We start from the raw sequence: 26,476 nt of genomic DNA, 5'->3' as shown, positions 1-26,476 counted from the left end.
AATGTCAAAACCTACAGGTTCAGATATCTTAGGAAGTATAGTCCAATTGTTGAATTCAACTAACTGAGACACCGTTCCTTGAGTGTAGATTTCTTTTATTACAGTTTCGTTGATTTATAACAAAGTATTACTACCTAAGTATAAATCTCATTCTTTAAAACTAGATGCTATCACGGCATTTTGGCTTTGTGTAGCACTTTTTTTAACAACTGCTAACATCTATACCGAATTCAGCTATTCTACTTGAATATTTTGCAAAGTCACTATAGTTGTTGAAAACGCATTGATAAATCAACAGCTTCAATGTGTTTAGTCAAGGCGCCACTGGATACGTAGTCTACGCCAACGTTAGCGTACTGTTGCAAAGTTGCCAAAGTGATATTGCCCGACACTTCTAGCTTGGCTGATTTGTTAGTTAGTTTAACGGCTGTATTTACATCCGCTAAAGAAAAGTTATCAAGCATGATAATGTCCGCGCCAGCACTGAGCGCTTGTTGCAACTCATCGAGACTCTCAACTTCAACTTCTACAGGCTTATCCGCGTGATTGTGCTTGGCTTGGGAAACCGCCGCAGCAATACTGCCACAGGCCGCGATATGGTTCTCTTTAATTAAGAATGCATCAAATAAACCGATACGGTGGTTCACTCCGCCGCCACATTTGACTGCGTATTTTTGCAGTGCACGTAAACCTGGAATAGTTTTACGAGTATCTAGTAATTTAGTATTGGAATTGGCCAAGACTTGGCTATAAGTATAAGCTGCTGTGGCCGTTGCACTTAACGTTTGTACGAAGTTAAGTGCCGTGCGCTCGGCGGTCAAAATAGCCCGGGCGCTGCCTTTGGCGTTAAATAGGCGCTGCTCGGGTAGCACTTTATCCCCATCGGCAACAAAAAAAGTAAGTTCGACACTGGGGTCTACTTGAGCAAAAACTTCTTTTACCAACTCTTGGCCACAAAAAATGGCTTCCTCTCGGGTGATAACATCGGCATTAGCCTGCTGCTGCTCAGGGATCAGCTGTGCGGTAATATCTCCTTCACTTGGGCTGAGACCATTTAAGTCTTCATCAAGGGCTTGTTGAACGAGTTGGCGAATCAGTGCTTGGCTTGGTGTCATAATATCTAGTTCTTATATAGCTGGTTAGAGAATGTAGCATCGGTGCGTTTAGCAGGCGCCCTCAAAGTCGAGTTGGCGCCAGGATTCATAAACAAATACCGCGACAGCATTCGATAGGTTCATACTACGGCTGTTTGCTTGCATGGGAATACGTACCCGTTGCTCTGCTGGTAAAGAGGCGATAACTTCGCTAGGCAGCCCGCGTGTTTCGGGGCCAAACAACAGCGCGTCACCTGGTTGATAGGCGACTTCATGATGAAAGCGCGTACCTTTGGTGGTACATGCGTAAATACGTTTTGGGGCAAAGGCGTCGATATAAGCTTCTAAGCTCGGATGGCGCTGAACATTAGAGAACTCGTGATAATCCAAGCCTGCTCGTTTAATGCGTTTGTCATCCCACTCAAACCCTAATGGTTCTATTAAGTGTAAGCGGTAGCCGGTGTTGGCACACAAGCGGATAATATTACCAGTATTAGGGGGGATTTCGGGTTGAAATAAAACAATGTCTAACATAAGTCTTCTGAGCTGAGCGCGATACAGTGGCGTGAGTATACCAAAGATGGTTAAAATGACGCATAGATTCGATAACTCTAGGTGCATTTTATGAACAACCAAGGCGCGTCAACCCCAGCAAGAGGTTACAACTTTTGGGTGCGCTTCGCTAACTTGATTACGTTGGCTATGGTTAGTTTGATGATTGCAACTAAGGCGTGGGCGTGGTTAGCATCAGGCTCTGCCGCTATGCTAGGGTCATTGACCGACTCACTGCTTGATATAAGCGCCACCTTAATGAACTTCTTTGTTCTGAGTTATGCCTTAAAACCGGCTGACGACGACCATCGTTTTGGTCATGGTAAAGCGGAAGCCTTGGCTGGTCTCGGTCAAGCCGCTTTTATCAGTGGCAGTGGCTGCTTATTGGCCTTTCATGCCATCGAGCGCTTTATTAACCCTGTCACTGTCAATCATACATTGTTGGGTGTGTGGGTGAGTATTTTTGCTATTTTTTGCACCTTAATCGTTGTCTATGTGCAATACCAATCTATTAAGCGTACTGAGTCGGTGGCGATAAAAGCCGATTCACTGCACTATAAGGGTGATCTATTACTGAACTTAGCAGTATTGCTTGCTCTGATGTTGGCCTACTACGGTATTGTCGGTGCCGATCCATTTTTTGCCATCTTAGTTGCTGCCTACTTGCTTTACAATGCTTGGCAAATAGGCACCGAGAGTGCGGCGCATTTAATGGACAAAGAACTGCCTGATGAAGAAAAAACGCAGATAGTGGCAGTTGCCAAAAGCCACGAGCAAGTTTTAGGTGTGCACGATTTGCGTACTCGCCAAGGCGGCAAAGTACGCTTTGTGCAACTTCATTTAGAACTGGATGACAACATGCCTTTGATCAGGGCACACCAAGTCGCGGACGAGGTAGCGCTACTTATTCAAGAGGCGTTTAGCGAACAAAAGCACCCTGAGTTCGGTGGTGAAGTTGATGTGCTGATTCACCAAGATCCAATTTCAGTGGTCAATAAATCAAGTTGTTAGTGTTGTTTCAGGTTATTCATCAACCAGTTGCTCGCAACGATAAAACCCGTCTTGCTCGCTGAGCACCTTCACTAACTCCGGTAGTACCTGTTGCATCGTTGCTTTTAGCGTGTAAGGCGGGTTGATGGCAATGATCCCTGAGGCGGTCATGCCACGTTCTTCACTATCGCCTTGAGTGGCAAGCTCGAACAATTGAATGTTTCGAATACCAGAGTCAATAAAACGTTGTTCAAGGCGGTCTATGCGGGAGCGCTCAACCACGGGGTACCACAACAAATAAGTGCCGGTACTAAAGCGTTGATGTGCTTTTATAAAGGTATCGACCGCTTTGTCGTAGTCACTCTTTACTTCATACGGCGGGTCCATTAACACGCATGCCCGGCGCGAAAGAGGCGGCACCAGTGCCAGCAAGCCTTTAAAGCCGTTTTCATCTTTTACTCGTAACGAGCGCTTACCTGCCATATTTTTTTGCAGTAATTTTAAGTCTTGAGGGTGCAGCTCAAAAAACCAGCCTTTGTCTTGCTTACGTAAGTAGTGTTCAGCCACCTTAGGTGAACCCGGGTAATGACGTAACTGAGCGGACTCGTTCATACCCTTAATCAGGGCTACATAATCCGCAAGCGCATCTACATCACCTTGATACTGCCACAGCTTAGCAATGCCATCATTAAACTCTTGGGTTTTCTGCATATCGGCATTGTCGATGGCGAAAAAACCGGCTCCCGAGTGGGTATCAATATAATCAAAGGGCTTCTCTTTTTTGACCATGTGTTGCAGTGTTTGTGCTAACACTAGGTGCTTCACCACATCGGCGGGGTTGCCAGCATGAAAAGAATGGCGATAACTGAGCATAACGGCTCCTAAAACTGAACTTATAGCCATTTTACTGTATTTGCACCAGATAAACAGAGCTAGATGGGTACTTTGGATGATTGATTAATAAGCAGCTACTATAAACCGTTGCTGAATATTGGGTGATTTAAATGAACCCGCTGTTAATACTGGCAAAATTTACAGGAAATACGCTACACCCCCTAGCATCGCTGGGCAGATTGCTTTACATTTGCAGATTCTAATCAACAGTTTAAAGAGCGCCTTTATGAACCAAGAAACCCTTTCCCAACTCGAACAACTGGTCGATAAATTGATTCAGCGTAATAGTGAATTACAGCAAGAAGTGACCACCTTACGTGAAAACAATACTAAGCTAATGGACGAAAACGAAACCTTGCAGCTAGAAGTGTTAGAAAGCGAAGAAAAGCAGAAAGAAACCAGTAGTACATTAACGAGCCTACTGGAAAAACTGCAGTCGGCTAGCGCGGCGGGTTAATGAGTAACGACGGACACAGCGTCAAGGTCAATTTGCTCGGTAGGGAGCATCAGTTTGCTTGTCCCCCTGGGCAAGAGCAGGCGTTACTTGATGCGGCACAGCACCTCAATGAGAGCGTTGAACATATGCGTCAGCGCTCAGCGGTGCGCAATGATGACAAAGCGTTACTTATGGCAGCACTCAACCTGTGCCATGAGTTATTAGAAGCGAAGTCGCAGCTCACTGAGCAGCAACAAATGCAGAGCCAACTGTGCTCCAAACTGACATCAGCCTTAGAAACAACATCATAAGGCGCATAGTCGCGCCCAAGGGAAGCCTATGCGCCAATTTCTGTTTTTATTATTAGCCCTCACCAGCACCGTAAGCCATGCCCAGCAATGGCACAGTATCAGTGCTCATGTCGACTTTATCCAACAACATGAAAAGCTAAAATATTATGATTCAAATCAGGTGCTTATCCAAGGCGATGAATGCGCCTTATTAATCGATGCGCCAGGGGAGTTTTCGCAAACTGAGCGCTTCATTAGCAAGTTAGACAAGCAGCTAAAAGTGCCACTGTGCTACTTGTTAGTTTCTCACCCGCATGATGACCATTTATTGGGGATGGCACTGTTACAAAGCCATTACCCGGACGCTAAACTTATCGTCCACCAACATCTCAATGATCAGTTTCATCTCGCTCATGCCCAGCTCAACGAGCGCTTAGATGGTTTTGCCAAGAGTATTGCTCTAAGCGAGCACCGCATGAATAACTTGCCCGAGCAAGAACAGCTTCCTTGGCAGCAAAAAATAGCAGCAGCCAAAGCGCGTTTAGATAAATGGCAGCATTTAGAGCTGCAATCACCCCAGCTGGCAATAAACAAAAAGACCACATTGGACTTAGGTAATTACGAGCTCAACATATTGCCCTACGCGGCGCATACTGATGCCGACCTGATGGTATATATTGAGCAAGAGGGGCTTCTCGCCGGTGCGGATATGGTCGACATAAAGCCCTACCCTGGGGACGCAAATTTCTCGCAGTGGTTGCGCGCTTTCGATGATTTGGCGGCTCTGGATATCACTCAAGTCCTACCAGGACATGGTGATGCATATAGCAAAGCGAGCTTGAGTATCCCAAAAGCGTGGTTAATAGCCATTGTTGAGCACGTAAATAAACACCCTGAGCAAAATGTAGAAGAGCTAGTCGCAAGCTTTCCAACACACTTTTCACCTAGCGAGCCTGGGTTAGAGCAGCGCGCTTACCGCGTCTTTTTAACCGCAGGGTTGCAGCGCGTCAAAGCCACACAAGGGCAATAGCACACATAAAAAAAGCCAACCCGCTTGGGTTGGCTTATAACGCAAATGTATTGCTGTGTTATAGCGTTAATTATTCCTCAATAAAAGGGACACCTTGCGTCATCCACTGTGGCGCTGGTTCACCTTTTAGGTGATGATTAAAGTACTGCATCATGCGAATAGAAAAGTCCACTTGGTTGGGGAACTGTTTCAGGTGATGTGGCTCGCCATCATATTCAAGGAAAATCACCTCTTTCCCGGCGCGGCGCAATGCTAAATAGTACTGAATCCCTTCTTGCCAAGGCACGGCGCCATCCTCATTGCCAAACATAATCATAATTGGAGTGTTTATTTTATCGGCAAAAAACACCGGTGAGTTGTCAATGTAGGCATCGACATCTTCATACAGTGCCTTACCAATACGGCTTTGACCCGTTTCATATTGGAATTGACGCGCTAATCCTGATTTTAGGCGGATACCGCTGTATGCCGAGGTCATATTCGATACCGGCGCTCCTGAGACAACTGCTTTAAACATATCGGTTTGCGTTACCATAAAGGCACTTTGGTAGCCGGCCCATGAGTGTCCTTGCAAGCCTATGGCATCTTTTTTGGCAACGCCCATATCAATCAGCTTTTGCGCGGCATTGATCATGGTTTGAGTGGACGAGGGGCCAGGTTTACCAATCTCAAAGCGAATATCAGGCAAGAACACCGCGTAACCGTTCGATGTAAACATCGGGAAGTTAGGGCGATGGTTAAGCTCCATTTTTGGGAAGTCGTAACGTCGCTGGCTCATATAGCGGTAAAAGTAGATAACCACAGGCACTTGCTCACCTTCTACGTAGTCCGCAGGTTTTATCAGCACGCCTTGTAAGTCCTCGCCATCGTAGCCTTTGTAACTAACTAGTTCTGGCTTTTGCCCCCATTTAAACTGACTGATTTGTGGGTTTAAGTCAGTCACCTTACGAGTATTACTGAGCTGGGCATCAGCCTGCCAAAAGTCAGGAAACTGGTGATAACTCTGCTTGGTAAAAATGTATTTATCAGCGTGTTTGGCCTTCATTTTTACATCAAAGCGCGCTTCACCAGCCAAAAGTGTACGCACAGTGTTATTTGCTAAATCCAGTGCACCTATGTGGGTCTGCTTATTATTCACATTAAATGCGCGTAGCAGCAGCTGCTCTTGGTCATCAAAACCAAGCTTATCATCGTCAAGGTTAACCACCCGATACTGAACCTGCTTAGCTTGCCCTTGCGTTAAAACTTGGGCTTCGCCACTTTCAACATCAAAGGCCCAAATATCGTATTTAGAATTAATGAGTACCTTCGAGCCGTCTTTATACCAGCCAGCAACACCATAGCCGTCTACCTCGGAGGGGTAATCATGCTTATCATCGGCAAATACTGCATTCACTGCTCTGCTAAGGGGAGTCACTTTATTAGTGGCTAAATCTTTTAGCTGCCACCCTTGGTCACTAAAGTACACCGCATGTTGCCCTGTTGGTGACAAACTCGGGCGATGTGGATGGGCTTTGACGATGACTTGTTTACTGCCGTTGAGAACATCAATGGCATAATAGTCATTATAAAAGCCTTTGTAGGTCATCTCGTGCAAATAGGGCAGGTTAGAGTAACCGATAAGGTGATCTGCTTTTTTGTTTAACCGCACCTGTGGCACTTGCTCATCGGCCAGTTGTACCACCTTCTTGCCATTAAGGTGATATACCGCCTGGTAATGGCGATATTTGTTTTCTTTCTGCCATTGCTGTTTTTCGCGCGGTTTAATTTCTGGGTCTTGGTGGTGCCATACCTCAATATTCGCCTGAGCCACTATGGTGTCGAAGTCGCGCAACGACTGCGCGTCTTGGTACTTTTTCTTGGTCACTTTGGCGTCAAGCTCTGGTCGTGTTGTAAAGTATAGGCGAGCGCCATCTTCCGACCAACTCAGTGTGCCTTTCTTGCCCGCTTGCCATTGACTTGGCAGCGTTTCTAAGGTGTTTTGCTGACCATGCCACAACATCGTACGGTAGTCGCGGCGGCGCGTATCATCATCGACATAATTGCCGACATTAAAGGCCACAAGGTTTTGTACTGGGTGCCATTCGATGGTGCTAACGGTTACCCCTGGCTCATCTATCAGTGAGTCCGTGCGTTGTGAGGCAAAGTCAAAAAAGCTGACTTGGTTATTACTGCCATCACTGCTGTGTTGATTGAAGACGATACCTGCACTGGTATGGCTGATGGCATAAGTGAACACTGAGTCAAGGCGTGTCTGCTCGTTGCTGGTTAGATCAACAATGACTAAGTCATAGGTTTTATCTTTTTTATCAGCGCTAATATGCAGCTCATCGCCAGTATCGGCTTTTTCTTTTTCGTTATCAGCATCATGATCGCCGCTGCTGTGGAGGCGATAGGCGAGCCAGCGACCATCATCAGAGAGTTGATAGTCTTTCACCTGCTCAAAACTTTGCTGGGCACCCGTTTGGGTATTAACCAAGACGAGGTTGTTTTTTAATTTCTTGCGCGCTTTTTTGTCAGCGGTTTCTTTATTCAAGAGAGTGGGGACTTGGGTGAATGCCACCCATTGGCTGTTTTTATTAATCTGTGCCGCTGTACCGCGTGCTACCGTGGCAATAAGTTCATTGTTATCTAGGTTATACACCTGACCTTGAGCGTCGCCGCGATAAGGTTCGGCACTAAAGGCTAGGTACTGACCTTGCTCGCCCAAAACGGTGTGTTGCGGATACTTGAAATCGAAGACATCGTTAAATTGCAACGCCTGCTTAGCGGCCACTGGCGTCGCCAATGCACCTGCCAGCATAGCAGTTAGAAAAGTAAGTTGAGGTTTCATGACCACGTCCTGTTTGCTTTTTTAGCTATTGTAACGGTAACAGGCGAAGATTCGAGCAAACGCGATAAAGTGGATAGTTTTTGAGATAGGCGCTGCACTAAGCAGCGCCATAGTGTTTTATCTTGGGTCGATAGTAAGTGGTTCCAGGGTGACCCTTGCGTTGTTGCTGGCGCCCGCATAGTTACGGTACGTTTGCCCCTCACGTAGGGTGTAATACACGTCAACATAGTCGTCATCATTAGTGAACCATGCATCAGGCATAGCTTGTAAAATCTCATTTGTTAGCTGAGGAATAATGGCATAGCCCTGAGCGTCAGGATTCGGAATTGCGCGCAGTACCGCTGTGGCGACTTCCAATAGCTTACTCGCCAGAGTTTTATAATTGGTATTGTCGTCTTGCTCCATCAATAAGATATCCGCAGCTTGCCAACGGTAGCGATTCCAGTGAATTAACACTTGGTTTGGGTAGTAGTTTTCGCCGTCGTGATCTAAGTAGGGCATATCAACAATGTCTAGCACTGGCTCATCGCGGGACGGGCTCACACCCGTGACAATGGCGTACACTTCAGCGGCACCTGAAATCCAAGGCTCTTCATCATCATTAAGACGGATTTGTTTAAGCACTGTGGTGGATAACGGTTGTTCGTCTTGGATGCTGTATTTACTTTGCAGCGTCGGTTGTTGGGTTGATGTCAGCACCGAGCGCATTATCGCAAGCCCCTCAGTGAGGGTCTTTTTGGCGTCAAGCTCGACGATGAAAACCGGTGTATCAGGAAGTGTGTAGGCATCGAGTAAATGCAGCTGTCCTTGTTGGTCATACGCCTCTACCACATCCCAGTGTTTGTCATCGCCCTTGGGGGCAAAAGCAACCAGCGCCGGTTCGCCTTGCTGCCAGTCATTAAGCATGTTGCGATGCGCTAGGCGCAGTTGTAATAGGTTGTCGCCCTGTTCAGGTAGGCCCTTTAGCGAACGAATTTGGGCATTATGCTGTTGCAGATCAAACTCGCTTTGAGCGTCTTTAGGCACTAACTTATCGGCACTCACTGCCAACGAGTAGGCACTTAGTTGTTGTTGTAAGGTCGGTTGTAGCTGTTTTAAATTCTTGGCAATGTTTTTGGCAAGGGCTTTTTTGCTTTGGAATACACTGTGGGCCGCCTGTGCCTGTTGGGCGGCAGCGGTTGTTTGTGAGGCAACACTTAGGTGACTGGTGAGGCTCAGCGTAGAGGCGAGTGCCAAGCTCAGTAGTGATAGTTTTTTCATTTTATGCTCCATGTGTGATCAAGTTTCAAAAAGTACACCTGAGGTAGGGTGTTAACCTTTTTTTAACCTTTTACCTTTTGCAGGGTCAACACATCGGAGCAGTGAAATGCATCCTGCGTGTAAACGGACGTAAATAGTGCGGGGAAAACGCTTCCTTTTTCATCCTTTATACTTATTCTTGCATCACTTCATACCTCCACTGACAAACTTGATATACTGCACACCTACTTAATTAGGAAGAAACGCCATGACTATTTGGGTTGACGCCGATGCGTGTCCCGTCGCTATCCGCGAAATTATCTGCCGCGCTGCGGTACGCACGAAAACCACAGCGGTCTTTGTTGCCAACCAATACCTGCGTTTGCCAGCATCAGATTTCTTGCGTATGCAGCAAGTCATGCCGGGTTTTGATGTGGCGGATAATGAAATCGTACAGCAAGTTCAGGCTGGCGAGTTGGTGATCACCAGCGACATCCCATTAGCGTCGGAAGTAATTGATAAAGGCGCACTAGCATTGAATACACGGGGTGAGCTGTACACCAAAGAGAATATCAAGTCGCGCCTTAATATGCGTGATTTTATGGATACCCTAAGAAGCAGCGGCATCCAAACCGGTGGCCAAGCCCCTTTGAGTGCCCAAGACAAACAACAATTTGCCAATCATCTTGACCGCTGGCTTGCGCAACAATGAGTTTGTAAGCTAGACTGCTGGCGAATACTTGTCGGAGTGCCCTAACTGAAGGGCTGAGATCGCAAATGCGGGATCCGTTAACCTGATCAGGCTCACACCTGCGTAGGGAACAAGCTTGCCTCGGCACGCTTGTGCCGTAATGGCACAAACCATGCCCAGCCAAAGCAGCGCTTATGCGCGCGGACCACAGGCTCTATCGCCTCCAGACAAGACCAATACTCAGTAAAATAGTGAGGTGCGTCATGTCACAAAAAACCAAACCAAGCCGTCGTCAAAGCCGTGAAGCGGCGTCTGAATATATCCACAACCTTACGGGGCAGCCTTTCCCCAACTCCAAAAAAGTCTATGTTGAGGGCTCGCAGCCTGGAGTGCGAGTAGGTATGCGGGAAATCGCATTAAGCGATACCTTTGTTGGCGGCAGTGAAGAAGATCCCATCTACGAAAAAAACGACCCTATTCGTGTTTATGACACCTCAGGGCCATACACCGATCCAGATTTTGAGCTCAATGTGCGCAAAGGCCTGCCTAAATTCCGCCAGGCTTGGATTACAGGGCGCGGTGACACCGAGCTATTAGATCATAAAAGCTCGCAGTTTGCTCAGCAGCGTATGGCTGACGAAGGGCTTGACCATATTCGCTTTGAGCATCTACCGCAGGTGCGCCGCGCTAAGGCGGGTAAAAATGTCACGCAAATGCATTACGCTCGCCAAGGGATCGTTACCCCAGAAATGGAGTACATTGCCATTCGCGAGAATATGGGCCGTGCAGAGGTGCGCAAAGAGTTATTAGCTCAGCAGCACCCTGGGCAATCTTTTGGTGCCAGTATCCCCGAATTTATTACCCCTGAGTTTGTCCGAGATGAGGTTGCACGAGGGCGAGCAGTGATCCCTAATAATATCAATCATCCCGAATCTGAGCCGATGATCATCGGGCGTAACTTCTTGGTGAAAGTGAATGCTAACATCGGTAACTCGTCGGTTAGCTCATCCATCGAAGAAGAAGTAGAAAAAACCGTGTGGTCCACCCGCTGGGGGGCCGACACCATTATGGATTTATCAACCGGGCGCTATATTCACGAAACCAGAGAATGGGTGATCCGTAATTCGCCGGTGCCAGTGGGCACAGTGCCGATTTATCAGGCGCTTGAGAAAGTCAATGGCGTAGCCGAAGATCTTACCTGGGAAATCTTCCGTGATACGCTGATTGAACAAGCCGAGCAAGGCATCGATTATTTTACCATCCATGCTGGGGTACTATTACGTTATGTGCCTATGACCGCAAAGCGGGTCACGGGTATTGTCTCCCGAGGGGGGTCTATTATGGCGAAATGGTGCTTAGCGCATCACCAAGAGAATTTCCTGTACACCCACTTTGAAGACATTTGCGAAATTTTAAAGCAGTACGATATTTGTTTCTCGTTGGGCGATGGGCTGCGTCCAGGGTCGATTGCCGATGCCAATGACGAAGCACAATTCAGTGAACTACGCACCTTAGGCGAGCTTACCAAAATAGCATGGCAGCATGATGTGCAAGTGTTTATCGAAGGGCCGGGTCACGTGCCGATGCATTTAATCAAAGACAATATGGACGAGCAGTTAGCCCATTGCGGCGAGGCGCCGTTTTATACTTTAGGCCCGTTAACCACGGATATTGCCCCAGGCTATGACCACTTCACTTCAGGCATTGGCGCGGCGCAAATCGCTTGGTATGGCTGCGCGATGTTGTGCTATGTCACGCCGAAAGAGCACTTAGGGCTGCCTAACAAAGAAGATGTTAAAGAAGGCTTAATCACCTATAAGATTGCCGCCCACGCAGCCGATTTGGCCAAAGGGCACCCAGGGGCGCAGGAACGCGACAACGCCTTATCAAAAGCGCGTTTCGAGTTTCGTTGGCTCGATCAATTCAACTTGGGTCTCGACCCAGATCGAGCGCGCGAGTATCACGATGAAACCTTGCCGCAAGAGTCAGGAAAAGTCGCGCATTTTTGCTCGATGTGTGGGCCCAAATTCTGCTCTATGAAAATCACTCAGGAAGTACGTGATTACGCCAAAGATCTGGAGTCTAAAGGCATCGACCCCAATAATCTTGGCGAGGAAATCAGTATTCGCATGGTTGATGTTGAGTCGCAAATGCAGGCGAAATCAGAAGAGTTTAAAGCCTCAGGCAGCGAGCTCTACCATAAGGTATATTAATGGCCCAAAAAATAGCCATTGTTGGCTTTGGTGTGTGCGGCCGGGTGGCCGCACTGCTGCTTGCCCAGCACTATGATATTGAAGTGTTTGAACGCGGTGATGAGCACGGCCACAGTAGTGCTGGGCACGTGGCAGCTGCGATGCTTGCACCAATGGCCGAATCGGTACTGTGTGAACAAGACCTCGCTGAGGATGGCCTTGCTGCTTTGGCATTATGGCCAAAACTCTTGGCCTTGCTCGATGAACCGGTTCAGTTTCAGCAAGCTGGCAGTATTATTGTTGCCTACCCCCAGGATCAGGGCGCCATGGCGCATTTCCGCAAACAGTTAAAGCCATTGGCGGGCTTTGTCGGGCAAGATATTGACGGTGCCCAGTTGCAGACGCTGGAGCCTGAGCTGGCAGGGCGCTTTGGCAAAGGGCTATACCTGCCATGCGAGGGACAGCTCGACAATCAAGGCTTTTATCAGCACAGCTACCTCAGCCTAAAACGTCGTGGCGTGCGCTTTACCTTTAACGCCGATGTGGACGTTGACGCGCTCGCAGCGCAAGACTATCAAGCCGTCATCGATTGTCGCGGCATCGGAGCGAAAACTGCGCACACCCCGTTGCGGGGTGTGCGTGGCGAGGTCGCTAGAGTGCATGCACCGGAAGTATGCTTGAGCCGGCCGGTGCGGCTCATGCATCCGCGTTATCCGATTTATATCGCTCCGAAGCCAGAGCATCGCTATGTCATCGGCGCCACCGAAATTGAATCACAAGATACCCGAGCTATCACGGTGCGCTCTACCTTAGAGCTGTTATCCGCAGCTTACAGTGTCCATAGTGGCTTTGCTGAAGCCACCGTTGAGTCCTTGCGTGCTGGGCTGCGCCCTGCCTATAACGATAACCGTCCACATATTGAGCAAAGGGGCAAGGTGATTAGCATTAATGGCTTATATCGCCATGGCTATATGCTTGCGCCCATTGTCGTTAAGCGGGCATTGGCGCAGTTTAATACCGCCGTATAAAACCAAGGTGAAGATATGCAGATTTATATAAACGAAACGCCTGTTACCGTGCCAGAGCAGGCTGCATTGAGTGAGGCAATCACTGCGTTTGCGGCTAAACCGCCGTTCGCCGCCGCTGTTAATGGCCACTTTGTCGCGCAGCAAGACTATGGGCACACCGCCCTGAAAGAAGGCGATAAAGTGGATATCCTTGCACCCATTCAAGGAGGTTAGATGAGCGACGCTTTTACTATCTATGGTCAGTCTTTCAGCAGCCGGCTGCTGATTGGCTCTGCCTTATACCCATCGCCGCAATGCATGGAACAAGCGATTGCCGCCAGTGGCAGTGAAATCGTCACGGTGTCTCTGCGTCGGCAGAACTCTCACGCTGGAGGAGATGACTTTTGGCAGCTGATCAAAGATACCGGGTTAACGGTGCTGCCCAACACCGCAGGTTGCCACAGTGTGCAAGAGGTGATGACCTTGGCACAAATGTGTCGTGAGGTTTTCGCCACCGACTGGATAAAGCTCGAACTCATTGGCGATGACTACAATTTGCAGCCAGACCCTATCGCCCTAGTTACTGCTGCTGAGCAATTATTGGCACAGGGTTTTAAGGTGCTTCCTTATTGCACCGATGATCTGGTAGTGTGCCAGCGTTTAGTGAGCGCTGGCTGTGAGGTGATTATGCCTTGGGCTGCGCCCATCGGTACTGGCAAAGGCATATTAAACCCCTATGCATTGCATACTATTCGCGAGCGCTTACCCGATGTTACGCTGATTGTCGATGCCGGGTTAGGGTTGCCTTCTCACGCCTGCCAAGCCATGGAAATGGGCGTGGATGCCGTACTACTAAACTCGGCCATAGCAGGAGCCAACGACCCTGTGTTGATGGCACAAGCCTTTGCCAATGCCACCGTGGCTGGCAGACAAAGTTATTTAGCAGGGCCCATGGTGGAAAAGTCGACCGCCGTGCCGTCCACGCCGACGTTGGGCATGCCCGCATGGCACACAATGAGTGAGGATATATGAGTGAAGTAGTATGGACTATTGCCGGCTCTGATAGCGGCGGTGGCGCAGGCATTCAAGCCGACTTAAAAGCGATGCACAGCTTTTGTGTGCATGGATGTAGCGCCATTACCGCACTGACAGCACAAAACAGCCTGGGCGTGGAGGCACTAAATCCAGTGACACAGGCGGTGCTGGAGTCACAATTGCAAGCCTTAGCCAATGACCTTCGTCCTCAAGCGATCAAGATAGGGATGCTCGCGAATGTGCAGCAAATCCAACTGGTAGCCGAACATTTACGTTATTATCGCGACAACTGGTCATGCCCTCCTTATGTGGTTTATGACCCGGTGGCCATTGCCACAAGTGGTGATAGTCTGATTGAGGAAGACGCTCAAGACGATATTGCCGATGCCATTAAAACCCATTTATTGCCCTTGGTTGATGTAATCACTCCCAACGTCCACGAAACACAAATGCTCACCGGCGTATACCTTATTGGCCCCGATGCGTTGCGTGAAGCGGCGAAACGATTGCAGCAGTGGGGGGCAAAAAGTGTGGTGATTAAAGGCGGACATTGGGACTACCCACAAGGGTATTGTGTTGATTATTGCCGTGAAGGTGAACAAGAATATTGGCTTGGCAACGCCACCATCACCACTCCCCACAGCCATGGCACGGGGTGTACGTTGTCGTCCGTTATTGCTAGTTGCTTGGCTAAGGGGTATCCGCTTAAAGATGCCTTTATTCTTGGCAAAGCCTATATTAATGCCGGGTTGAAAAGCGCGCAGCGCTACGGCGAAGGCATTGGCCCGGTAGCGCAAACGAATTGGCCTAGTGAACTTGCTGATTTTCCGCAAGTGATCGAGCCCGGTAGTTGGCTTGGCGACGAGCTTGATTTTCCATGTGCTGCCGATTTTAACTATGCCGCCGGATTCGCGCCTTGCCCACAGCAACTTGGGCTTTACGCTGTGGTCGACAGTGTTGATTGGTTGCAGCTGTGCTTGGAGCACGGCGTCAAAACCGTGCAACTGCGCATGAAAGACTGCCATGGCGAGCAGTTAGAAGAAGCTATCAAGCAAGCCATTGCCTTGGGGCGTGCCCACGATGCTCAGGTGTTTATCAATGATCACTGGCAGTTAGCGTTAAAGCATGGCGCTTACGGTGTGCATCTGGGGCAACAGGACTTACATAATGCCAATCTGCGCGCGATTCAAGACGCTGGCCTGCGCTTAGGGCTCTCTACTCATGGCTTTTATGAAATGCTGCTAGCGCACAATTACCGGCCCAGCTATATCGCCTTGGGCGCGATTTACCCAACCACCACCAAGGATATGACCGGGCAAATTCAGGGCCTGCAGAAGCTGCGCCACTTTGTACCATTGATGCACGCTCATTACCCCACGGTGGCCATTGGTGGCATAGATTTGACGCGTATCGCTGAGGTGGTCAATACCGGTGTTGGCAGTGTCGCCGTGGTTCGGGCGATAACCGAAGCAGCGCATCCTGCACAGGCGATTGCGCAGTTACAGCAAGCAATCAAGGACGGGCGCAGTGAACAGTGACGCGCTCAGTAACAAAGAGCGTATCCGTTACGCCCGGCAGATATTGCTTGATGATGTGGGTGAGGCGGGGCAGTTGCGCCTAAAGCAAGCCACCGTGCTGGTGGTCGGTTGCGGTGGCTTAGGAAGCCCTGCGCTGCTTTACCTTGCCGCCAGCGGCGTGGGTAAAGTGCGGTTTATGGACGATGATGAGGTCGAGCTATCTAACCTCCAGCGGCAAATTTTGTTCAAGCTTAATCATCTTGGGCAAGCTAAAACGAAGGCGGCGAATAAAGTGTTAGCCAGCTTAAATAGCGACATAACCCTCGAGCCGCTGTGCCAACGGGCGAGCGCACATACTTTAAGCACGGCGTTGTCGGGGTGTGATTTAGTGCTTGATTGCAGTGATAACTTTGAAACCCGTTATCTGCTCAATAAAACCTGCAAAGAGGCGCAGGTGCCGCTGCTCAGCGGCGCTGCGGTGGGACACCAAGGACACCTTGCGTTGTTCGACTTTGGTAATAGCACTTCTCCCTGTTATGCCTGTCTGTTTCCGCCGCACAGCGATAACCCCACCGCTAATTGTGCCACACTCGGGGTGATTTCGCCCTTACTGGGCATTGTTGGTGCACAACAGGCCATGCTCGCCATAAACTATTTGCTTAAGGGCAATGGAGCGGCAGTGTTGCACTGTGTTGATGGCGAGACTTTGCGCCATAGGACGATACAATTACAGAAAAACCCGCAGTGCCCCTGTTGCGGGCAATAAAAAAGCCAGCGAGGTTGCTGGCTTAACATACTAAAAGCGGGGATTAACCTGCAAATGCGTCTTGCAGCGGTGGCACTACCTGCTTTTTGCGACTAAGTACGCCGTCTAACCATACCTGAGAGTCAGCGACTTGTTCGCCGTAAGCTCTTTCGATGATGCCTTCGTCAGCGGAAGCGATGAGCATTTGCGAGCCTTCGTTCATGATGTCGGTGAGCAACAACAGCACACTGTGGCGACTGCCCTCTTCTTTAAGCTTAGCAAGATCAGCATGTAGTTCGGCTTTTATGTTGTCAAATACCGCCAGGTCGATAACCTCTAACTGACCGATGCCCACTAGGTTGCCATTCATATTGAAGTCTTTAAAGTCACGCATGACCAAATCACGCACTGGCGTGCCTTCAACGGCTGATTTAACCTTAAACATTTCCATGCCGAGCTCTTTGGCATCGTCAACACCAGCGATCTCTGCAAGGGCCTCAACACACTTGATATCGGCGGTGGTGCAAGTCGGCGACTTGAAAATCACCGTGTCACTTAAAATAGCGCACATCATCAAACCAGCGATATCTTTTGGAATATCGACGCCGTAGAAGTCATACATCATTTTAATGATGGTGTTTGAGCAGCCGACCGGGCGAATCCAACATTCAAGCGGTGTGGATGTGGTTAAATCGCCTAGTTTGTGGTGATCGACCACGCCGACTACAGTCGCCTGGTCAATATCATCAGGGGCTTGAGTTTTCTCGGTGTGGTCAACAATATACACCTCTTCCCCAGCGTAGCTCATTTTCAGTTCTGGCGCTTCGAAGCCAAAACGGTCAAGGATGAACTGGGTTTCCGGTGATACCTCGCCTAAACGCGTAGGGATAGCTTCTTCACCAATTTGATTTTTTAAGTACGCCAGTGCAATTGCACCGCAGATCGAATCAGAATCAGGGATCTTGTGTCCCACTACATACATTGCCATATCGACTCTCCTAAATATTTTGCCGTTATTGTAGCAATAATTTTTAGCTCTGCGGTAGCGGCAAATGGGCTGCTTGGGCACGACTTTTTGGTTACACTGGGAGGATTAATTTCTATAGGGCATAAACCATGGCTGCAATTAAACTTTCGCGCAAAGGGTGGAATAACTTAATTATTTTCGCCATGTTGATTATGATCTTTGTGTTCAATGGCTTACATCATAGGCTTGGTGGCGATGATGAACCGAAAGGGCCGCAACCTTTGTTACCAGCGCAGAGTTATATTCTTACTTTAGAATATCCCGGCATAAAAATTGAACGTATCGGCACCAGCTGGCGTATGCAACAGGACAGCGATGCGGCGCAACCAAGCGCTGACATTCAAACGCTAGAAGCCAATGTTCGCGCTTGGCAACAACAAAGAGCGCCGTTAGCTGAGCCGCTTGGCGGAGCGCCTCTTTTAGCCGCAACCTTAACGCTTGCAGGAGAGCCAACCCCCTATGTTTATGTGCTCTATAAAGACCAGCAGCACTATCGATTATTTAACAAGCAACAGCAGCGCTGGTATAGCTTAACGACACATCAAGCGCAGCAGCTGTTTATACAATTAGCGAGTAACTAACTTATGCCTGAGCTTCCCGAAGTCGAAGTAAGCCGTTTAGGCATTGCCCCTCACATTGAGGGGCAAACCATTACCCAAGTAAATGTTCATCAACCGCAACTGCGTTGGCCGGTGAGCGAACAGGTCTATGCCCTAGCAGGTAACGTCATTACTCAGGTAAGCCGTCGTGCAAAATATTTGCTACTGCACTGCGATGAGGGAGCGGTGATTTTACACCTAGGTATGTCCGGGCATTTGCGGGTAGTTGATAGCAACACGGCGTTGAAAAAGCACGACCATATTGAGCTTCAGTTTGCGAACGGCCTGAGTTTGCGCCTTAATGACTCGCGCCGCTTTGGCGCATGTCTGTGGCAGCCTCTGGACAGTGTGCACTCGGTATTCCAAAAATTAGGGCCAGAGCCACTAACCGCTGATTTTGATGCGCAGTGGCTGTTTGCGCGCTCTCGTAACAAAAAGCAGCCCATTAAGCAGTTTATTATGGATAACCAGGTGGTGGTTGGGGTCGGTAATATCTATGCCAATGAATCTTTATTCAAAGCCGGGATTCACCCTAAACGCGAAGCTGGGAAAGTCAGCCTTGCACGCTATCAAAAACTCACACCGTTAATAAAGGCGACCCTCGCGGCGGCGATTGAGCAGGGGGGCACGACATTAAAAGATTTCTCCCAAAGCGATGGTAAACCCGGTTACTTTGCGCAGCAATTATTGGTCTATGGCCGTAAAGGGGAGCCTTGTACAAGTTGTGCGACTACGCTGACGGAAATACGTTTAGGCGGGCGCTCAACGGTTTACTGTAAAAAGTGTCAGCGCTGAGGTGGGCGGCCAAGGGATGTCCTTGGCCAACTGATTTTACTATAGCTCGAACGGGGCAACACCGACGCCAGCTATTTTGTAGCCGGTTTTTGCGATTTCACCGCTCCAGCTATCAGCCTGCATGACCCCGGTCACCACTATCGCGTCATAGAGGCTATCGATCGGCACACCATTTTTCATGGTCACATGCACAATCTGGTTCGGTGGTGGTGGCGGCACATGGATACACGCGCCAAAATAGGGCACTAAGAGAAACTCAGTTATGGACTCGTTGTCTCCCTCCAAAGGCACCACAAAGCCGGGAAGACTTACGGTTTTGCCATTGTATTTTTGTACCACTGGGGCATCTAAATTTGGCTGCACCCAGTTTTGCTCACTGCCTTCGTGGCTTGATGAATTATTGCGTGTATCGACCGCAACATGACCTTCTGGCACCAGGTCTTCCCAAAAAATCTCCAGGGGCTCATTGGCCATTGCCGAGCCTGTCAACGCGGTGCTCAAAAGCACCAAACTTGCGTAAATAAACTTCATAAATATCCTAGGTTTTAATGCTCATACCATCGTTTAGCGAGTAGAAATAAGCGCGTGCTGCCGGCAGTATACCGACAATCCAGCCAGCGATAATGATACCTGCGACTAAGCTCAGTTCATAGCCTGACAAAGGAGTGATACTCACGCTAATGCCCCCATGAGCTTGCAGTAAAGACTGACTGGCCCACATGGCCGCGTAAAATAAGCCACACCCCAAGGCGGTACCAATAACGCTGATCAGCACGGCTTCTATACTCATTAAGGAAAAAATATGCCACGGCTTGGCGCCCACAGAACGTAAAATAGCGAGCTCCCGGCGCCGTTGCGACAGGTTTGCCAGCAAGGTGGTGAGCATCCCTAGCAGGCTGACACTGACCACCACCAAGGAAAACAACAGCAAGATTTTTTCCACTATGGCAAGCATTTCCCAGAGTTGACTCAGGGTTACGGTAGGCATAATCGCCATCAATGGCTCAGCCTGATATTGGTTGATATTGTGACGTACTTGTAAGCTGTATAGTGGGCTGTCGAAGCCAAGTAAAAAGGCACTAATCTGTTTTGGTGTACCGACTAAATCTTGGTGCGGTGCGTGTTTTTGCGCATGGTGCTGGTCATGTTCATGACGTTCGCTTGGGTGAGTTGTATGCTCATCGTGCTCGTGCTCGTGCTCGTGCTCGTGCGAGTCGGCTTGAGCGCTGCCATGCATCAGCTCAATTGCTTTTAACGGCACATGCACCGACTTATCGACTGGGGTGCCGGTCGGCGCCAGTATACCAACGATGGTCAGGGGGTTATCATCATGTTGGTGGAAGCTGGTGTTGCCCATGCCATGAGCAACAACAATGTTGTCGCCAAGTTGATAGTCCAATGAGCGAGCAACGTCAGCGCCAAGGACAACATCGTTTACGCCGGCAAAAGCGTGGCCTTGGGCAAAGCGCAAGGGCTGCTTCTTAGCATAGCGAAAGTGCTCAAAATAACTTAAGTCGGTGCCGATTACTGCAAAGCCCTTGTGGGCATCACCGAGCGACAGTGGAATACTCCAAGCAACGCCGCGCTTACTACTAATGGCTTGATAGCTTTGCCAGCTAACGCCATTGTTCATATGGCCAATGCGAAACACTGAAGCTAGCAATAGTTGGATATCGCCGGTACGCGCGCCAACAATCAAGTCGGTGCCCGAGATGGTATTGGCGAAGCTTGATTTGGCATCCATACGCACTCGTTCAATACTTAACAGCATCATAACGCTAATGGCAATGGTCAAGACACTGAGTAACACGCTGGCCTTACGGTTAAATAGGCTTTTGCTGGCGAGTTTTAGCAAAATCATGACGCCACTCCTGCAAGCTGATTAACTTCACTTAGGCTCACCACCTTGGAGAACAGCGGCGCGAGGGACTTTTCATGGCTCACAAACACCACCGTGGCGCCGGTCTTGTCGGTTTGCTGAAACAGCAACTCGATAAACGCCTTGCGGTTGTCCTCATCAAGGGCGGAGGTGGGTTCATCGGCGATGATCACTTCGGGCTCACCAATGACCGCTCGCGCTGCGCCTACGCGTTGCTGCTGACCGATACTCAAGGTATTAACCGCTTGATGATGGTGGCTAGCATCTAAACCGAGCTGAGTAAGCAAGGTGGCTGCCAGTTCGTTCATTGCCATACCGGCGCGTTGCGCTCGTTGGCGGCGAACAGCGGAAAAAGCCAGGGCTAAGGTGACATTGTCGATAGGGCTAAGGTAGGGCAGCAAATTAAAGTTTTGAAAAATATAGCCAAGGTGATCGGCACGAAACTGATCGCGTTTGGCGCTGCTCAGGGCGCTGAGATTGGTATCGGCAATGCGAATGTGCCCGCGTTGCGGGGTTTGGATCCCCGCCAGTAACGACAGTAGTGTTGATTTACCGGTGCCGCTGGGGCCGTGTAAAAAAACATGCTCACCTTTTTTTATGTGCAATGAGTCTATTGCTAGAGTGGGCGTGTGCTTTTCACCGTGCCAAGAAAACCATAGCTTTTCTATTTCAATCATCACGTTCAATACCGCTGACTTGCAATTGTTGTTACTGTATCACAGTCATGTTTTAGGGCCAGCGCAATGCGATCAATGGCCCGTTACCAACGCCAATATGCCAATTTTTTACGCATCTTAAACTGGCGCAGCAAGTTAAGGGGCTTGGCCTTTAGCTCAGCGCCGTCACTGATAATTAAATCATTGGTTGCCGCCAATACGCGCTCACTTGAGCGACCATCTTGATAGGGATGCAGTTGCTGGCAGAAAGACTCGATATTAGCCATTAACTCAGGCGGTCGGGTCAGCGCTTGGTCTATTGCCGCTTCAACCTGCGTCGCATCGGTTACATTGAGAAGGTGCGCTGCAGGGGCTTGATTATTAAAAGTAACCACCGGACGACGCAGTAATAAAAACATCAGTAGAATCGAAGAAGTATCACAGAGCATCACATCCGCTGCTTGCAACAGGGGAATGACATTGTCGGTTTCAACAAAGCTGAGACTGTCATTTTGCATGGCTTTATATTGCGCCACGATATCGGCACTCATCTTCGGGTGGAACTGCACTAAAATACGGTATTTACCGCTATCGCGAAGCTCCTTAATGTGCTCAACCAACACCGGGGCCAGTGACAAGCGCTTGGAAAAGGTTGAACAAATCAACAAAGTTGGGCGCGAGTCAGTGCTGCTATAGGGGTTATTTGGTGTGGGACTAAACAGTGGGTCGAGCATTGACCAACCCGTTTCACGCACACGAAAGAAACCATGTTGCTGGGCTAACTGTTGAAAGCGTATTGTGGTGCTAGGCCCTTGTGTACAATAAAGATCAAAGCAGCCTCGAATATTAAAGTGATCCAAATGTCCTCTACGATTCCGTTTGCCTGAATCGAAACCGTGAAACACAGCTACTTTTCTTCCAGGCACAAAACTGGGAATGACATTGCCAGGGACAAAACTTGCGTGGGGTTGCCAGGCAATGACATCTTTAATATCAAATACCTGCTGTTCATCCCCAGCAAGGAAGTCTGGGTTGACCTCATCGCCTTCTAAAAACCACTTTACTTCGCCGCCATGAGCGCGAATAACTTGTTGTAAAGGGCGTAAAATCGCATAGGAGTAATTTTGCGAAATATACATAAGGTATCGCTTGCCCTGAGTGCTGCCCGCTAAGTCCACCGTCGTGCCCCTATAGCAAAAAGATGTTGTTTAGTTTACCGCAATATTAACTTTAAATGACAGGTACAAGGGCTAACCAGTGTCGAGAATAAAAAAGATAGGACAAAAGTCCGCTTTGTTGCGGCGATTATCTTTATCTTCGCTGCCAGCTGAACTATCATAGCGCGCTCACAGCCTCGGTCGGTGTATCGAAATTAGCCCTTGTTTGGAGTAACCATGAGCAACTACAAAGTCTTAGATGTAAACGATGATCTACCTATTCGCACTCAAGGTCCGGTGCACAGCGGCAAAGTGCGTTCCGTTTACTGGTTAACCGAGCAAGACAGTGCTCGCTTAATTGCAGAGAAAGGGTATGCGGTGCCACAGGGGACCGAGTTGGCAATTATGGTTATCTCCGATCGGATCTCGGCGTTTGATTGTATTTGGCAAGGTGAGCAGGGCTTAAACGGCATTCCAGGCAAGGGCATTGCACTGAATGCAGTGGCTGCGCACTGGTTTAAACAATTTGATGCCGCCGGACTTGCTGGCAACCATATTGTGGATATTCCACACCCATACGTATGGATTGTGCGTAAAGCCAAAACAGTAAAAGTGGAAGCCATTGCTCGTCAATATATCACCGGCAGTATGTGGCGTGATTACGCCAAAGGTATCCGCTCTTTCTGCGGCATCGACCTACCTGAGGGGCTAACCGCGAATCAAAAGTTAGATGAAGTGCTGATCACACCATCGACCAAGGGCATTATTGAAGGGTTAGATGACGTGCCAGCCGTGGATGATGTAAACATCACGCGCAAAAACATCACCGATAACCTAGATGCATTCAACTTTAGCTCAGCAGCTGATGTGGCAAAATATGAGCACTTATTGGTGCAAGGATTTAATGTTATCAGCGCTGAGCTGGCGAAGTTAGATCAAATCTTTGTCGATACCAAATTCGAATTCGGTTACGTCGAAGACATGCAGGGCAATGAGCAGTTAATCTACATTGATGAGGTGGGTACGCCAGACTCTTCACGTATTTGGGATGGTCCCGCATACCGCGATGGTAAAATCATTGAAAACTCCAAAGAGGGGTTTCGCCAGCTGCTTATCAATAATGTACCCGACAGCGATGTGCTGCTAAATAAAGAGCGCATGGCTGAGCGTGAGCAACTCGCCCAAGACTATAAGTTGCCGGTTGAAGTAATGATGCACGTGTCTGACACTTACGTTGGCATTGCTAGTAAAATCATTGGCGAGCCACTGCAAATTCCTACCGACCCGCGCAGTGAAATTATAGCGGTGCTCAAGGAGCAATATCAGCTTATTGATTAGTCCTATTCGGGTCACGAAGTATGCCGCCACAATGATATTGGCGGCATTTTTATAGGTAGTCAGGGTACAATTAGGCAAACAATTCGGTTTTTTAGTATGATGGGCGAATGTTTTTTCCGCTTTGCACCGTTGTATGAAGGTTTTTTTCGACGTTTTACACCTGTACTACTTGCCTCAATACTTACCTGTTATCGATGAGCTTAATCAACGTGGTGCACAGACCGTGGTGGTGCTTTATAAGCAAGAAGATGCGGTGCTCAATGCGGCTGCAGAATATGCAATAAAGGCTCATAACTTAAATGCGCATTGGCTGCAAAGTGAATCACAAGCGGTCGCGTTCTATCGTCAATGCGGCGCTGATTGGGTTATATTTGGTAAGGCTTTCGCGGCTATTGCAGAGTTAAATAGCATAGTAAAAACGGCGTTGATGCAGCACGGTATTGGCCCTAAGGCGTGTTACTATGATGCCTCGAATAATGCAACTTCAGTGCGCTTTGTTGAAGGTCAGCACCGTTTGACCCGCTTACACACACTTTATCCAGACTCGACGTTTGTTGACACTGGATACGCCAAGTTAGACCCATTATTGAGTCAACCGCAGTATCCGTTACCAAGCCATGAAGACTTTGGCCTTGATGCCAGCAAGCCGACGGTGCTTTACGCTCCGACTTTTTATCCAAGCTCGCTGGAGCGACTGCCTAAAAACTGGCTGGCAAACCTGACACACTGCAATGTAATTATTAAGCCGCATTATTTTTCGCAAACAAAAGACAAATATCAAAAGCACCAACGCTTATTACAGCGATGGCAGCAGTATGAGCATGTGTATGTGAGTCAACTTGAAGAGTTTAATTTAGTCCCTTTTATGGCGCTCGCTGATGTCTTGGTGTCGGATGCGTCGTCGGCTATTTTTGAATTCTTTGCGTTGGGTAAGCCGGTAGTGTGGTGCAACTTCTACAAGCTCAGATGGTCTTACCGAGGGCCTTTTGCGTACCGCTTTAAAGCGCGTTTAGACGATGATATCTCCTACTTTGAGCCGCTGTGCTTTAAAGCAGATAGCCCTTCTGATGTGATTAGTGCCATTGAAGAGGCATTACATCAGCCACAAAAATTTCATAACCAACAAAACCAAACCACGATAGAACGCCTAGCAGGGAGGCTTGACGGCAACAGTGCGAAGAGAATAGTAAGCTACCTATATGACAACTAAAATAATAACGTTCGGTACTTTTGATGTATTCCATGTCGGCCATGTCAATATCCTAGAACGTGCCGCAGCGCTTGGCGATGAGCTGATAGTGGGGGTATCTTCCGATGCCCTCAATGTACGGAAAAAAGGCCGCGCTCCGGTCTATGCGCAAGCAGATCGTATGAATATCATTGCCGCGTTAAAGTGTGTATCCGATGTGTTCTTAGAGCAGTCTTTAGAACTCAAGCGCCATTATATTGAAACCTACAATGCGGACATGCTAGTGATGGGCGATGATTGGCAAGGTAAGTTCGATGACCTCAAAGAGGTATGTGAGGTCGTCTACTTACCCCGTACTCCCTCAATTTCTACCACAGAGATAATTGAGGTGGTGCGCCAGCCAGAGTTCTGCTAACGTCAAAGTCCACTTGCAAGCGCAAAAGGTGCTATCGACATGGAACAACAGATATCAGTGGCTGAATTGGCATCAAAGCTAGATGAGCCCAAGTTGATAATTTTCGATGCCGGCATGCTGTTACCGGGCAAGTCGGGTGGTTACTCGCCAGCGGCGGTGATCCGAGGTGCTCGACGATTTGATATAAAATCGGCGTTGGCGGATCACAACAGCCCTTGGCCAAATATGCTATGCAGCGCCGAGCAATTCGAGCATGAAATGCGCATTGCTGGCGTCAATATCGACTCCGAAGTTGTTGTTTATGACGATCAAGGGTTGTTTAGCGCCGCACGCGCGTGGTGGATGTTCAAAGCCTTTGGCGTTGATAATGTTAAAGTATTACGCGCAGGCCTACCTGCTTGGCGCAGTGCCGAGTTACCGGTGCAACAAGGTTGGAGTGAGCCGCCAGCCCAAGGTAACTTTGTGGCGCAGCCACGAGCAGGCTATTTTATTGATGCTGAGCAAGTGCTCACGAGTATAGACCAGCGCCACACTTTATTATTGGATGCACGCCCGGCGCCACGCTTTGATGGCACTGCAGAAGAGCCCCGTGAGGGCATGCGCAGCGGACACATTCCGCACTCCGCTAATTTGCCGTATGCGCGGTTAATTAAAGACGGCGCCTTATTAGACGTTGCGGCATTGCAGCAGTGCTTTAATGACTTGGTTGCCCCAGGTGTGCAGCAGTTACAATTTAGCTGTGGTTCCGGGATCACCGCTTGCATCTTGGCGCTAGCTGCTTACGAATGTGGTTATCGGAATCTACAAGTGTATGACGGCTCCTGGAGTGAATGGGGCGCCCGCCATGATTTACCAATAGAAAAGTAAAAAAGGCAC

27 protein-coding genes and 1 riboswitch are annotated in these 26,476 nt (G+C 48.9%); of the genes, 17 read left to right on the top strand and 10 right to left on the bottom strand.

Annotated features, from left to right (window positions below):
- Nucleotides 1–263 precede the first annotated feature (263 nt).
- Together nadC and trmL are read right to left on the bottom strand one after the other, a co-directional pair.
- Nucleotides 264–1,115, bottom strand: a complete 852-nt coding sequence (gene nadC, locus FIU82_RS12715; protein WP_152441219.1) for a carboxylating nicotinate-nucleotide diphosphorylase — start codon at nt 1,113–1,115, stop codon at nt 264–266.
- 48 nt (nt 1,116–1,163) lie between these two features.
- Entirely contained in the window at nt 1,164–1,628 is a 465-nt protein-coding gene (gene trmL, locus FIU82_RS12710; RefSeq protein ID WP_152441218.1) for a tRNA (uridine(34)/cytosine(34)/5-carboxymethylaminomethyluridine(34)-2'-O)-methyltransferase TrmL, read from the bottom strand.
- A 180-nt stretch (nt 1,629–1,808) separates the two neighbouring features.
- Here trmL and FIU82_RS12705 point away from each other — a divergent pair, with 180 nt between their 5' ends.
- Nucleotides 1,809–2,657: a cation diffusion facilitator family transporter gene (locus FIU82_RS12705; protein WP_253946366.1), complete on the top strand. Its 849-nt coding sequence runs from the start codon at nt 1,809–1,811 to the stop codon at nt 2,655–2,657.
- 12 nt (nt 2,658–2,669) lie between these two features.
- Here the strand turns inward: FIU82_RS12705 and FIU82_RS12700 are convergent, their stop codons facing one another.
- Nucleotides 2,670–3,509 carry a 23S rRNA (adenine(2030)-N(6))-methyltransferase RlmJ gene (locus FIU82_RS12700; RefSeq protein ID WP_151173421.1) on the bottom strand — a complete coding sequence of 280 codons (840 nt, stop codon included), beginning with the start codon at nt 3,507–3,509 and terminating at the stop codon, nt 2,670–2,672.
- A gap of 247 nt (nt 3,510–3,756) precedes the next feature.
- Here FIU82_RS12700 and zapB point away from each other — a divergent pair, with 247 nt between their 5' ends.
- From zapB to FIU82_RS12685, 3 genes are read left to right on the top strand one after another with little or no spacing between them, the layout of a single operon-like run.
- A complete protein-coding gene (gene zapB / locus FIU82_RS12695) occupies nt 3,757–3,987 on the top strand; it encodes a cell division protein ZapB (RefSeq protein ID WP_045979239.1) in 231 nt (76 codons plus the stop codon).
- Entirely contained in the window at nt 3,987–4,277 is a 291-nt protein-coding gene (locus tag FIU82_RS12690; protein ID WP_022945437.1) for a cell division protein ZapA, read from the top strand. The genes zapB and FIU82_RS12690 overlap by 1 nt, the downstream gene beginning before the upstream one ends.
- Before the next feature lie 28 nt (nt 4,278–4,305).
- On the top strand, nt 4,306–5,286 hold the full coding sequence (locus FIU82_RS12685; RefSeq protein ID WP_152441217.1) for an MBL fold metallo-hydrolase: 981 nt from the start codon (nt 4,306–4,308) through the stop codon (nt 5,284–5,286).
- A 70-nt stretch (nt 5,287–5,356) separates the two neighbouring features.
- Here the strand turns inward: FIU82_RS12685 and FIU82_RS12680 are convergent, their stop codons facing one another.
- The gene (locus FIU82_RS12680) at nt 5,357–8,119 is read right to left on the bottom strand and encodes a prolyl oligopeptidase family serine peptidase (RefSeq protein ID WP_152441216.1); all 2,763 of its coding nucleotides are present in this window, start codon (nt 8,117–8,119) and stop codon (nt 5,357–5,359) included.
- A gap of 117 nt (nt 8,120–8,236) precedes the next feature.
- Nucleotides 8,237–9,379 (bottom strand): DUF3103 family protein, encoded by a 1,143-nt coding sequence (locus tag FIU82_RS12675; RefSeq protein WP_152441215.1) that lies wholly within the window; start codon nt 9,377–9,379, stop codon nt 8,237–8,239.
- Between the two features lie 247 nt (nt 9,380–9,626).
- Between FIU82_RS12675 and FIU82_RS12670 the strand changes: the two genes are divergently transcribed.
- The 7 genes from FIU82_RS12670 to FIU82_RS12640 all read left to right on the top strand — a co-directional run bounded on the left by FIU82_RS12670 (nt 9,627) and on the right by FIU82_RS12640 (nt 16,566).
- Complete coding sequence (locus FIU82_RS12670) at nt 9,627–10,070, top strand: YaiI/YqxD family protein (protein ID WP_045979243.1); 444 nt, start codon at nt 9,627–9,629, stop codon at nt 10,068–10,070.
- A gap of 22 nt (nt 10,071–10,092) precedes the next feature.
- Nucleotides 10,093–10,196: riboswitch (TPP riboswitch) on the top strand.
- 116 nt (nt 10,197–10,312) lie between these two features.
- Nucleotides 10,313–12,262 (top strand): phosphomethylpyrimidine synthase ThiC, encoded by a 1,950-nt coding sequence (gene thiC, locus FIU82_RS12665; protein WP_152441214.1) that lies wholly within the window; start codon nt 10,313–10,315, stop codon nt 12,260–12,262.
- The gene (locus FIU82_RS12660) at nt 12,262–13,269 is read left to right on the top strand and encodes an FAD-dependent oxidoreductase (RefSeq protein ID WP_152441213.1); all 1,008 of its coding nucleotides are present in this window, start codon (nt 12,262–12,264) and stop codon (nt 13,267–13,269) included. Before thiC ends, FIU82_RS12660 begins: the two co-directional genes overlap by 1 nt.
- Before the next feature lie 15 nt (nt 13,270–13,284).
- Complete coding sequence (thiS, locus tag FIU82_RS12655) at nt 13,285–13,482, top strand: sulfur carrier protein ThiS (protein WP_022943337.1); 198 nt, start codon at nt 13,285–13,287, stop codon at nt 13,480–13,482.
- On the top strand, nt 13,483–14,280 hold the full coding sequence (locus FIU82_RS12650; RefSeq protein WP_152441212.1) for a thiazole synthase: 798 nt from the start codon (nt 13,483–13,485) through the stop codon (nt 14,278–14,280). It abuts the gene before it with no gap.
- Complete coding sequence (gene thiE, locus FIU82_RS12645; protein ID WP_152441211.1) at nt 14,277–15,821, top strand: thiamine phosphate synthase; 1,545 nt, start codon at nt 14,277–14,279, stop codon at nt 15,819–15,821. The genes FIU82_RS12650 and thiE overlap by 4 nt, the downstream gene beginning before the upstream one ends.
- Nucleotides 15,811–16,566 (top strand): HesA/MoeB/ThiF family protein, encoded by a 756-nt coding sequence (locus FIU82_RS12640; protein ID WP_152441210.1) that lies wholly within the window; start codon nt 15,811–15,813, stop codon nt 16,564–16,566. Before thiE ends, FIU82_RS12640 begins: the two co-directional genes overlap by 11 nt.
- Before the next feature lie 43 nt (nt 16,567–16,609).
- Here the strand turns inward: FIU82_RS12640 and FIU82_RS12635 are convergent, their stop codons facing one another.
- Nucleotides 16,610–17,533, bottom strand: coding sequence for a manganese-dependent inorganic pyrophosphatase (locus FIU82_RS12635; protein WP_045979250.1), 924 nt, complete (start codon nt 17,531–17,533; stop codon nt 16,610–16,612).
- A 128-nt stretch (nt 17,534–17,661) separates the two neighbouring features.
- On the opposite strand from FIU82_RS12635, the gene FIU82_RS12630 reads away from it, so the two are divergent.
- Both FIU82_RS12630 and mutM read left to right on the top strand, forming a co-directional pair.
- The gene (locus FIU82_RS12630; protein ID WP_022943342.1) at nt 17,662–18,153 is read left to right on the top strand and encodes a hypothetical protein; all 492 of its coding nucleotides are present in this window, start codon (nt 17,662–17,664) and stop codon (nt 18,151–18,153) included.
- 3 nt (nt 18,154–18,156) lie between these two features.
- Nucleotides 18,157–18,966, top strand: coding sequence for a bifunctional DNA-formamidopyrimidine glycosylase/DNA-(apurinic or apyrimidinic site) lyase (mutM, locus tag FIU82_RS12625; RefSeq protein ID WP_152441209.1), 810 nt, complete (start codon nt 18,157–18,159; stop codon nt 18,964–18,966).
- Nucleotides 18,967–19,005: 39 nt separating this feature from the next.
- Here the strand turns inward: mutM and FIU82_RS12620 are convergent, their stop codons facing one another.
- The 4 genes from FIU82_RS12620 to FIU82_RS12605 all read right to left on the bottom strand — a co-directional run bounded on the left by FIU82_RS12620 (nt 19,006) and on the right by FIU82_RS12605 (nt 22,640).
- The gene (locus tag FIU82_RS12620) at nt 19,006–19,497 is read right to left on the bottom strand and encodes a DUF3299 domain-containing protein (protein WP_022943344.1); all 492 of its coding nucleotides are present in this window, start codon (nt 19,495–19,497) and stop codon (nt 19,006–19,008) included.
- Between the two features lie 7 nt (nt 19,498–19,504).
- Nucleotides 19,505–20,827: an FtsX-like permease family protein gene (locus FIU82_RS12615; RefSeq protein ID WP_152441208.1), complete on the bottom strand. Its 1,323-nt coding sequence runs from the start codon at nt 20,825–20,827 to the stop codon at nt 19,505–19,507.
- Complete coding sequence (locus tag FIU82_RS12610; RefSeq protein ID WP_152441500.1) at nt 20,824–21,522, bottom strand: ABC transporter ATP-binding protein; 699 nt, start codon at nt 21,520–21,522, stop codon at nt 20,824–20,826. Before FIU82_RS12610 ends, FIU82_RS12615 begins: the two co-directional genes overlap by 4 nt.
- 83 nt (nt 21,523–21,605) lie before the next feature.
- Nucleotides 21,606–22,640, bottom strand: coding sequence for a CDP-glycerol glycerophosphotransferase family protein (locus tag FIU82_RS12605; RefSeq protein WP_152441207.1), 1,035 nt, complete (start codon nt 22,638–22,640; stop codon nt 21,606–21,608).
- Nucleotides 22,641–22,895: 255 nt separating this feature from the next.
- On the opposite strand from FIU82_RS12605, the gene FIU82_RS12600 reads away from it, so the two are divergent.
- From FIU82_RS12600 to FIU82_RS12585, 4 genes are all read left to right on the top strand, one after another.
- Nucleotides 22,896–23,996: a phosphoribosylaminoimidazolesuccinocarboxamide synthase gene (locus FIU82_RS12600; RefSeq protein WP_152441206.1), complete on the top strand. Its 1,101-nt coding sequence runs from the start codon at nt 22,896–22,898 to the stop codon at nt 23,994–23,996.
- 133 nt (nt 23,997–24,129) lie between these two features.
- Nucleotides 24,130–25,206, top strand: coding sequence for a CDP-glycerol glycerophosphotransferase family protein (locus FIU82_RS12595; RefSeq protein ID WP_152441205.1), 1,077 nt, complete (start codon nt 24,130–24,132; stop codon nt 25,204–25,206).
- The gene (locus FIU82_RS12590; protein ID WP_045979256.1) at nt 25,196–25,600 is read left to right on the top strand and encodes an adenylyltransferase/cytidyltransferase family protein; all 405 of its coding nucleotides are present in this window, start codon (nt 25,196–25,198) and stop codon (nt 25,598–25,600) included. The genes FIU82_RS12595 and FIU82_RS12590 overlap by 11 nt, the downstream gene beginning before the upstream one ends.
- Before the next feature lie 39 nt (nt 25,601–25,639).
- Nucleotides 25,640–26,467 carry a sulfurtransferase gene (locus FIU82_RS12585; RefSeq protein WP_152441204.1) on the top strand — a complete coding sequence of 276 codons (828 nt, stop codon included), beginning with the start codon at nt 25,640–25,642 and terminating at the stop codon, nt 26,465–26,467.
- Nucleotides 26,468–26,476: the final 9 nt, after the last annotated feature.

The sequence above is a fragment of the Pseudoalteromonas sp. THAF3 genome (genome assembly GCF_009363775.1).
Taxonomy (GTDB): Bacteria; Pseudomonadota; Gammaproteobacteria; order Enterobacterales; family Alteromonadaceae; genus Pseudoalteromonas; species Pseudoalteromonas ruthenica.
This window is presented reverse-complemented; position numbering and strand designations above follow the sequence as displayed.

What these genes read in the sequence shown, in the direction of transcription:
- thiS (WP_022943337.1), top strand. Translation starts at nt 13,285, where the DNA reads ATGCAGATTTATATAAACGAAACGCCTGTTACCGTGCCAGAGCAGGCT.
- FIU82_RS12675 (WP_152441215.1), bottom strand. Translation starts at nt 9,379, where the DNA reads ATGAAAAAACTATCACTACTGAGCTTGGCACTCGCCTCTACGCTGAGC.
- FIU82_RS12700 (WP_151173421.1), bottom strand. Translation starts at nt 3,509, where the DNA reads ATGCTCAGTTATCGCCATTCTTTTCATGCTGGCAACCCCGCCGATGTG.
- FIU82_RS12595 (WP_152441205.1), top strand. Translation starts at nt 24,130, where the DNA reads ATGAAGGTTTTTTTCGACGTTTTACACCTGTACTACTTGCCTCAATAC.
- FIU82_RS12590 (WP_045979256.1), top strand. Translation starts at nt 25,196, where the DNA reads ATGACAACTAAAATAATAACGTTCGGTACTTTTGATGTATTCCATGTC.
- mutM (WP_152441209.1), top strand. Translation starts at nt 18,157, where the DNA reads ATGCCTGAGCTTCCCGAAGTCGAAGTAAGCCGTTTAGGCATTGCCCCT.
- FIU82_RS12605 (WP_152441207.1), bottom strand. Translation starts at nt 22,640, where the DNA reads ATGTATATTTCGCAAAATTACTCCTATGCGATTTTACGCCCTTTACAA.
- thiE (WP_152441211.1), top strand. Translation starts at nt 14,277, where the DNA reads ATGAGTGAAGTAGTATGGACTATTGCCGGCTCTGATAGCGGCGGTGGC.
- trmL (WP_152441218.1), bottom strand. Translation starts at nt 1,628, where the DNA reads ATGTTAGACATTGTTTTATTTCAACCCGAAATCCCCCCTAATACTGGT.
- FIU82_RS12660 (WP_152441213.1), top strand. Translation starts at nt 12,262, where the DNA reads ATGGCCCAAAAAATAGCCATTGTTGGCTTTGGTGTGTGCGGCCGGGTG.
- FIU82_RS12670 (WP_045979243.1), top strand. Translation starts at nt 9,627, where the DNA reads ATGACTATTTGGGTTGACGCCGATGCGTGTCCCGTCGCTATCCGCGAA.
- FIU82_RS12685 (WP_152441217.1), top strand. Translation starts at nt 4,306, where the DNA reads ATGCGCCAATTTCTGTTTTTATTATTAGCCCTCACCAGCACCGTAAGC.
- FIU82_RS12650 (WP_152441212.1), top strand. Translation starts at nt 13,483, where the DNA reads ATGAGCGACGCTTTTACTATCTATGGTCAGTCTTTCAGCAGCCGGCTG.
- FIU82_RS12620 (WP_022943344.1), bottom strand. Translation starts at nt 19,497, where the DNA reads ATGAAGTTTATTTACGCAAGTTTGGTGCTTTTGAGCACCGCGTTGACA.
- FIU82_RS12630 (WP_022943342.1), top strand. Translation starts at nt 17,662, where the DNA reads ATGGCTGCAATTAAACTTTCGCGCAAAGGGTGGAATAACTTAATTATT.
- FIU82_RS12610 (WP_152441500.1), bottom strand. Translation starts at nt 21,522, where the DNA reads ATGATTGAAATAGAAAAGCTATGGTTTTCTTGGCACGGTGAAAAGCAC.
- nadC (WP_152441219.1), bottom strand. Translation starts at nt 1,115, where the DNA reads ATGACACCAAGCCAAGCACTGATTCGCCAACTCGTTCAACAAGCCCTT.
- zapB (WP_045979239.1), top strand. Translation starts at nt 3,757, where the DNA reads ATGAACCAAGAAACCCTTTCCCAACTCGAACAACTGGTCGATAAATTG.
- FIU82_RS12615 (WP_152441208.1), bottom strand. Translation starts at nt 20,827, where the DNA reads ATGATTTTGCTAAAACTCGCCAGCAAAAGCCTATTTAACCGTAAGGCC.
- FIU82_RS12705 (WP_253946366.1), top strand. Translation starts at nt 1,809, where the DNA reads ATGATTGCAACTAAGGCGTGGGCGTGGTTAGCATCAGGCTCTGCCGCT.
- FIU82_RS12600 (WP_152441206.1), top strand. Translation starts at nt 22,896, where the DNA reads ATGAGCAACTACAAAGTCTTAGATGTAAACGATGATCTACCTATTCGC.
- FIU82_RS12680 (WP_152441216.1), bottom strand. Translation starts at nt 8,119, where the DNA reads ATGAAACCTCAACTTACTTTTCTAACTGCTATGCTGGCAGGTGCATTG.
- FIU82_RS12585 (WP_152441204.1), top strand. Translation starts at nt 25,640, where the DNA reads ATGGAACAACAGATATCAGTGGCTGAATTGGCATCAAAGCTAGATGAG.
- FIU82_RS12690 (WP_022945437.1), top strand. Translation starts at nt 3,987, where the DNA reads ATGAGTAACGACGGACACAGCGTCAAGGTCAATTTGCTCGGTAGGGAG.
- thiC (WP_152441214.1), top strand. Translation starts at nt 10,313, where the DNA reads ATGTCACAAAAAACCAAACCAAGCCGTCGTCAAAGCCGTGAAGCGGCG.
- FIU82_RS12635 (WP_045979250.1), bottom strand. Translation starts at nt 17,533, where the DNA reads ATGGCAATGTATGTAGTGGGACACAAGATCCCTGATTCTGATTCGATC.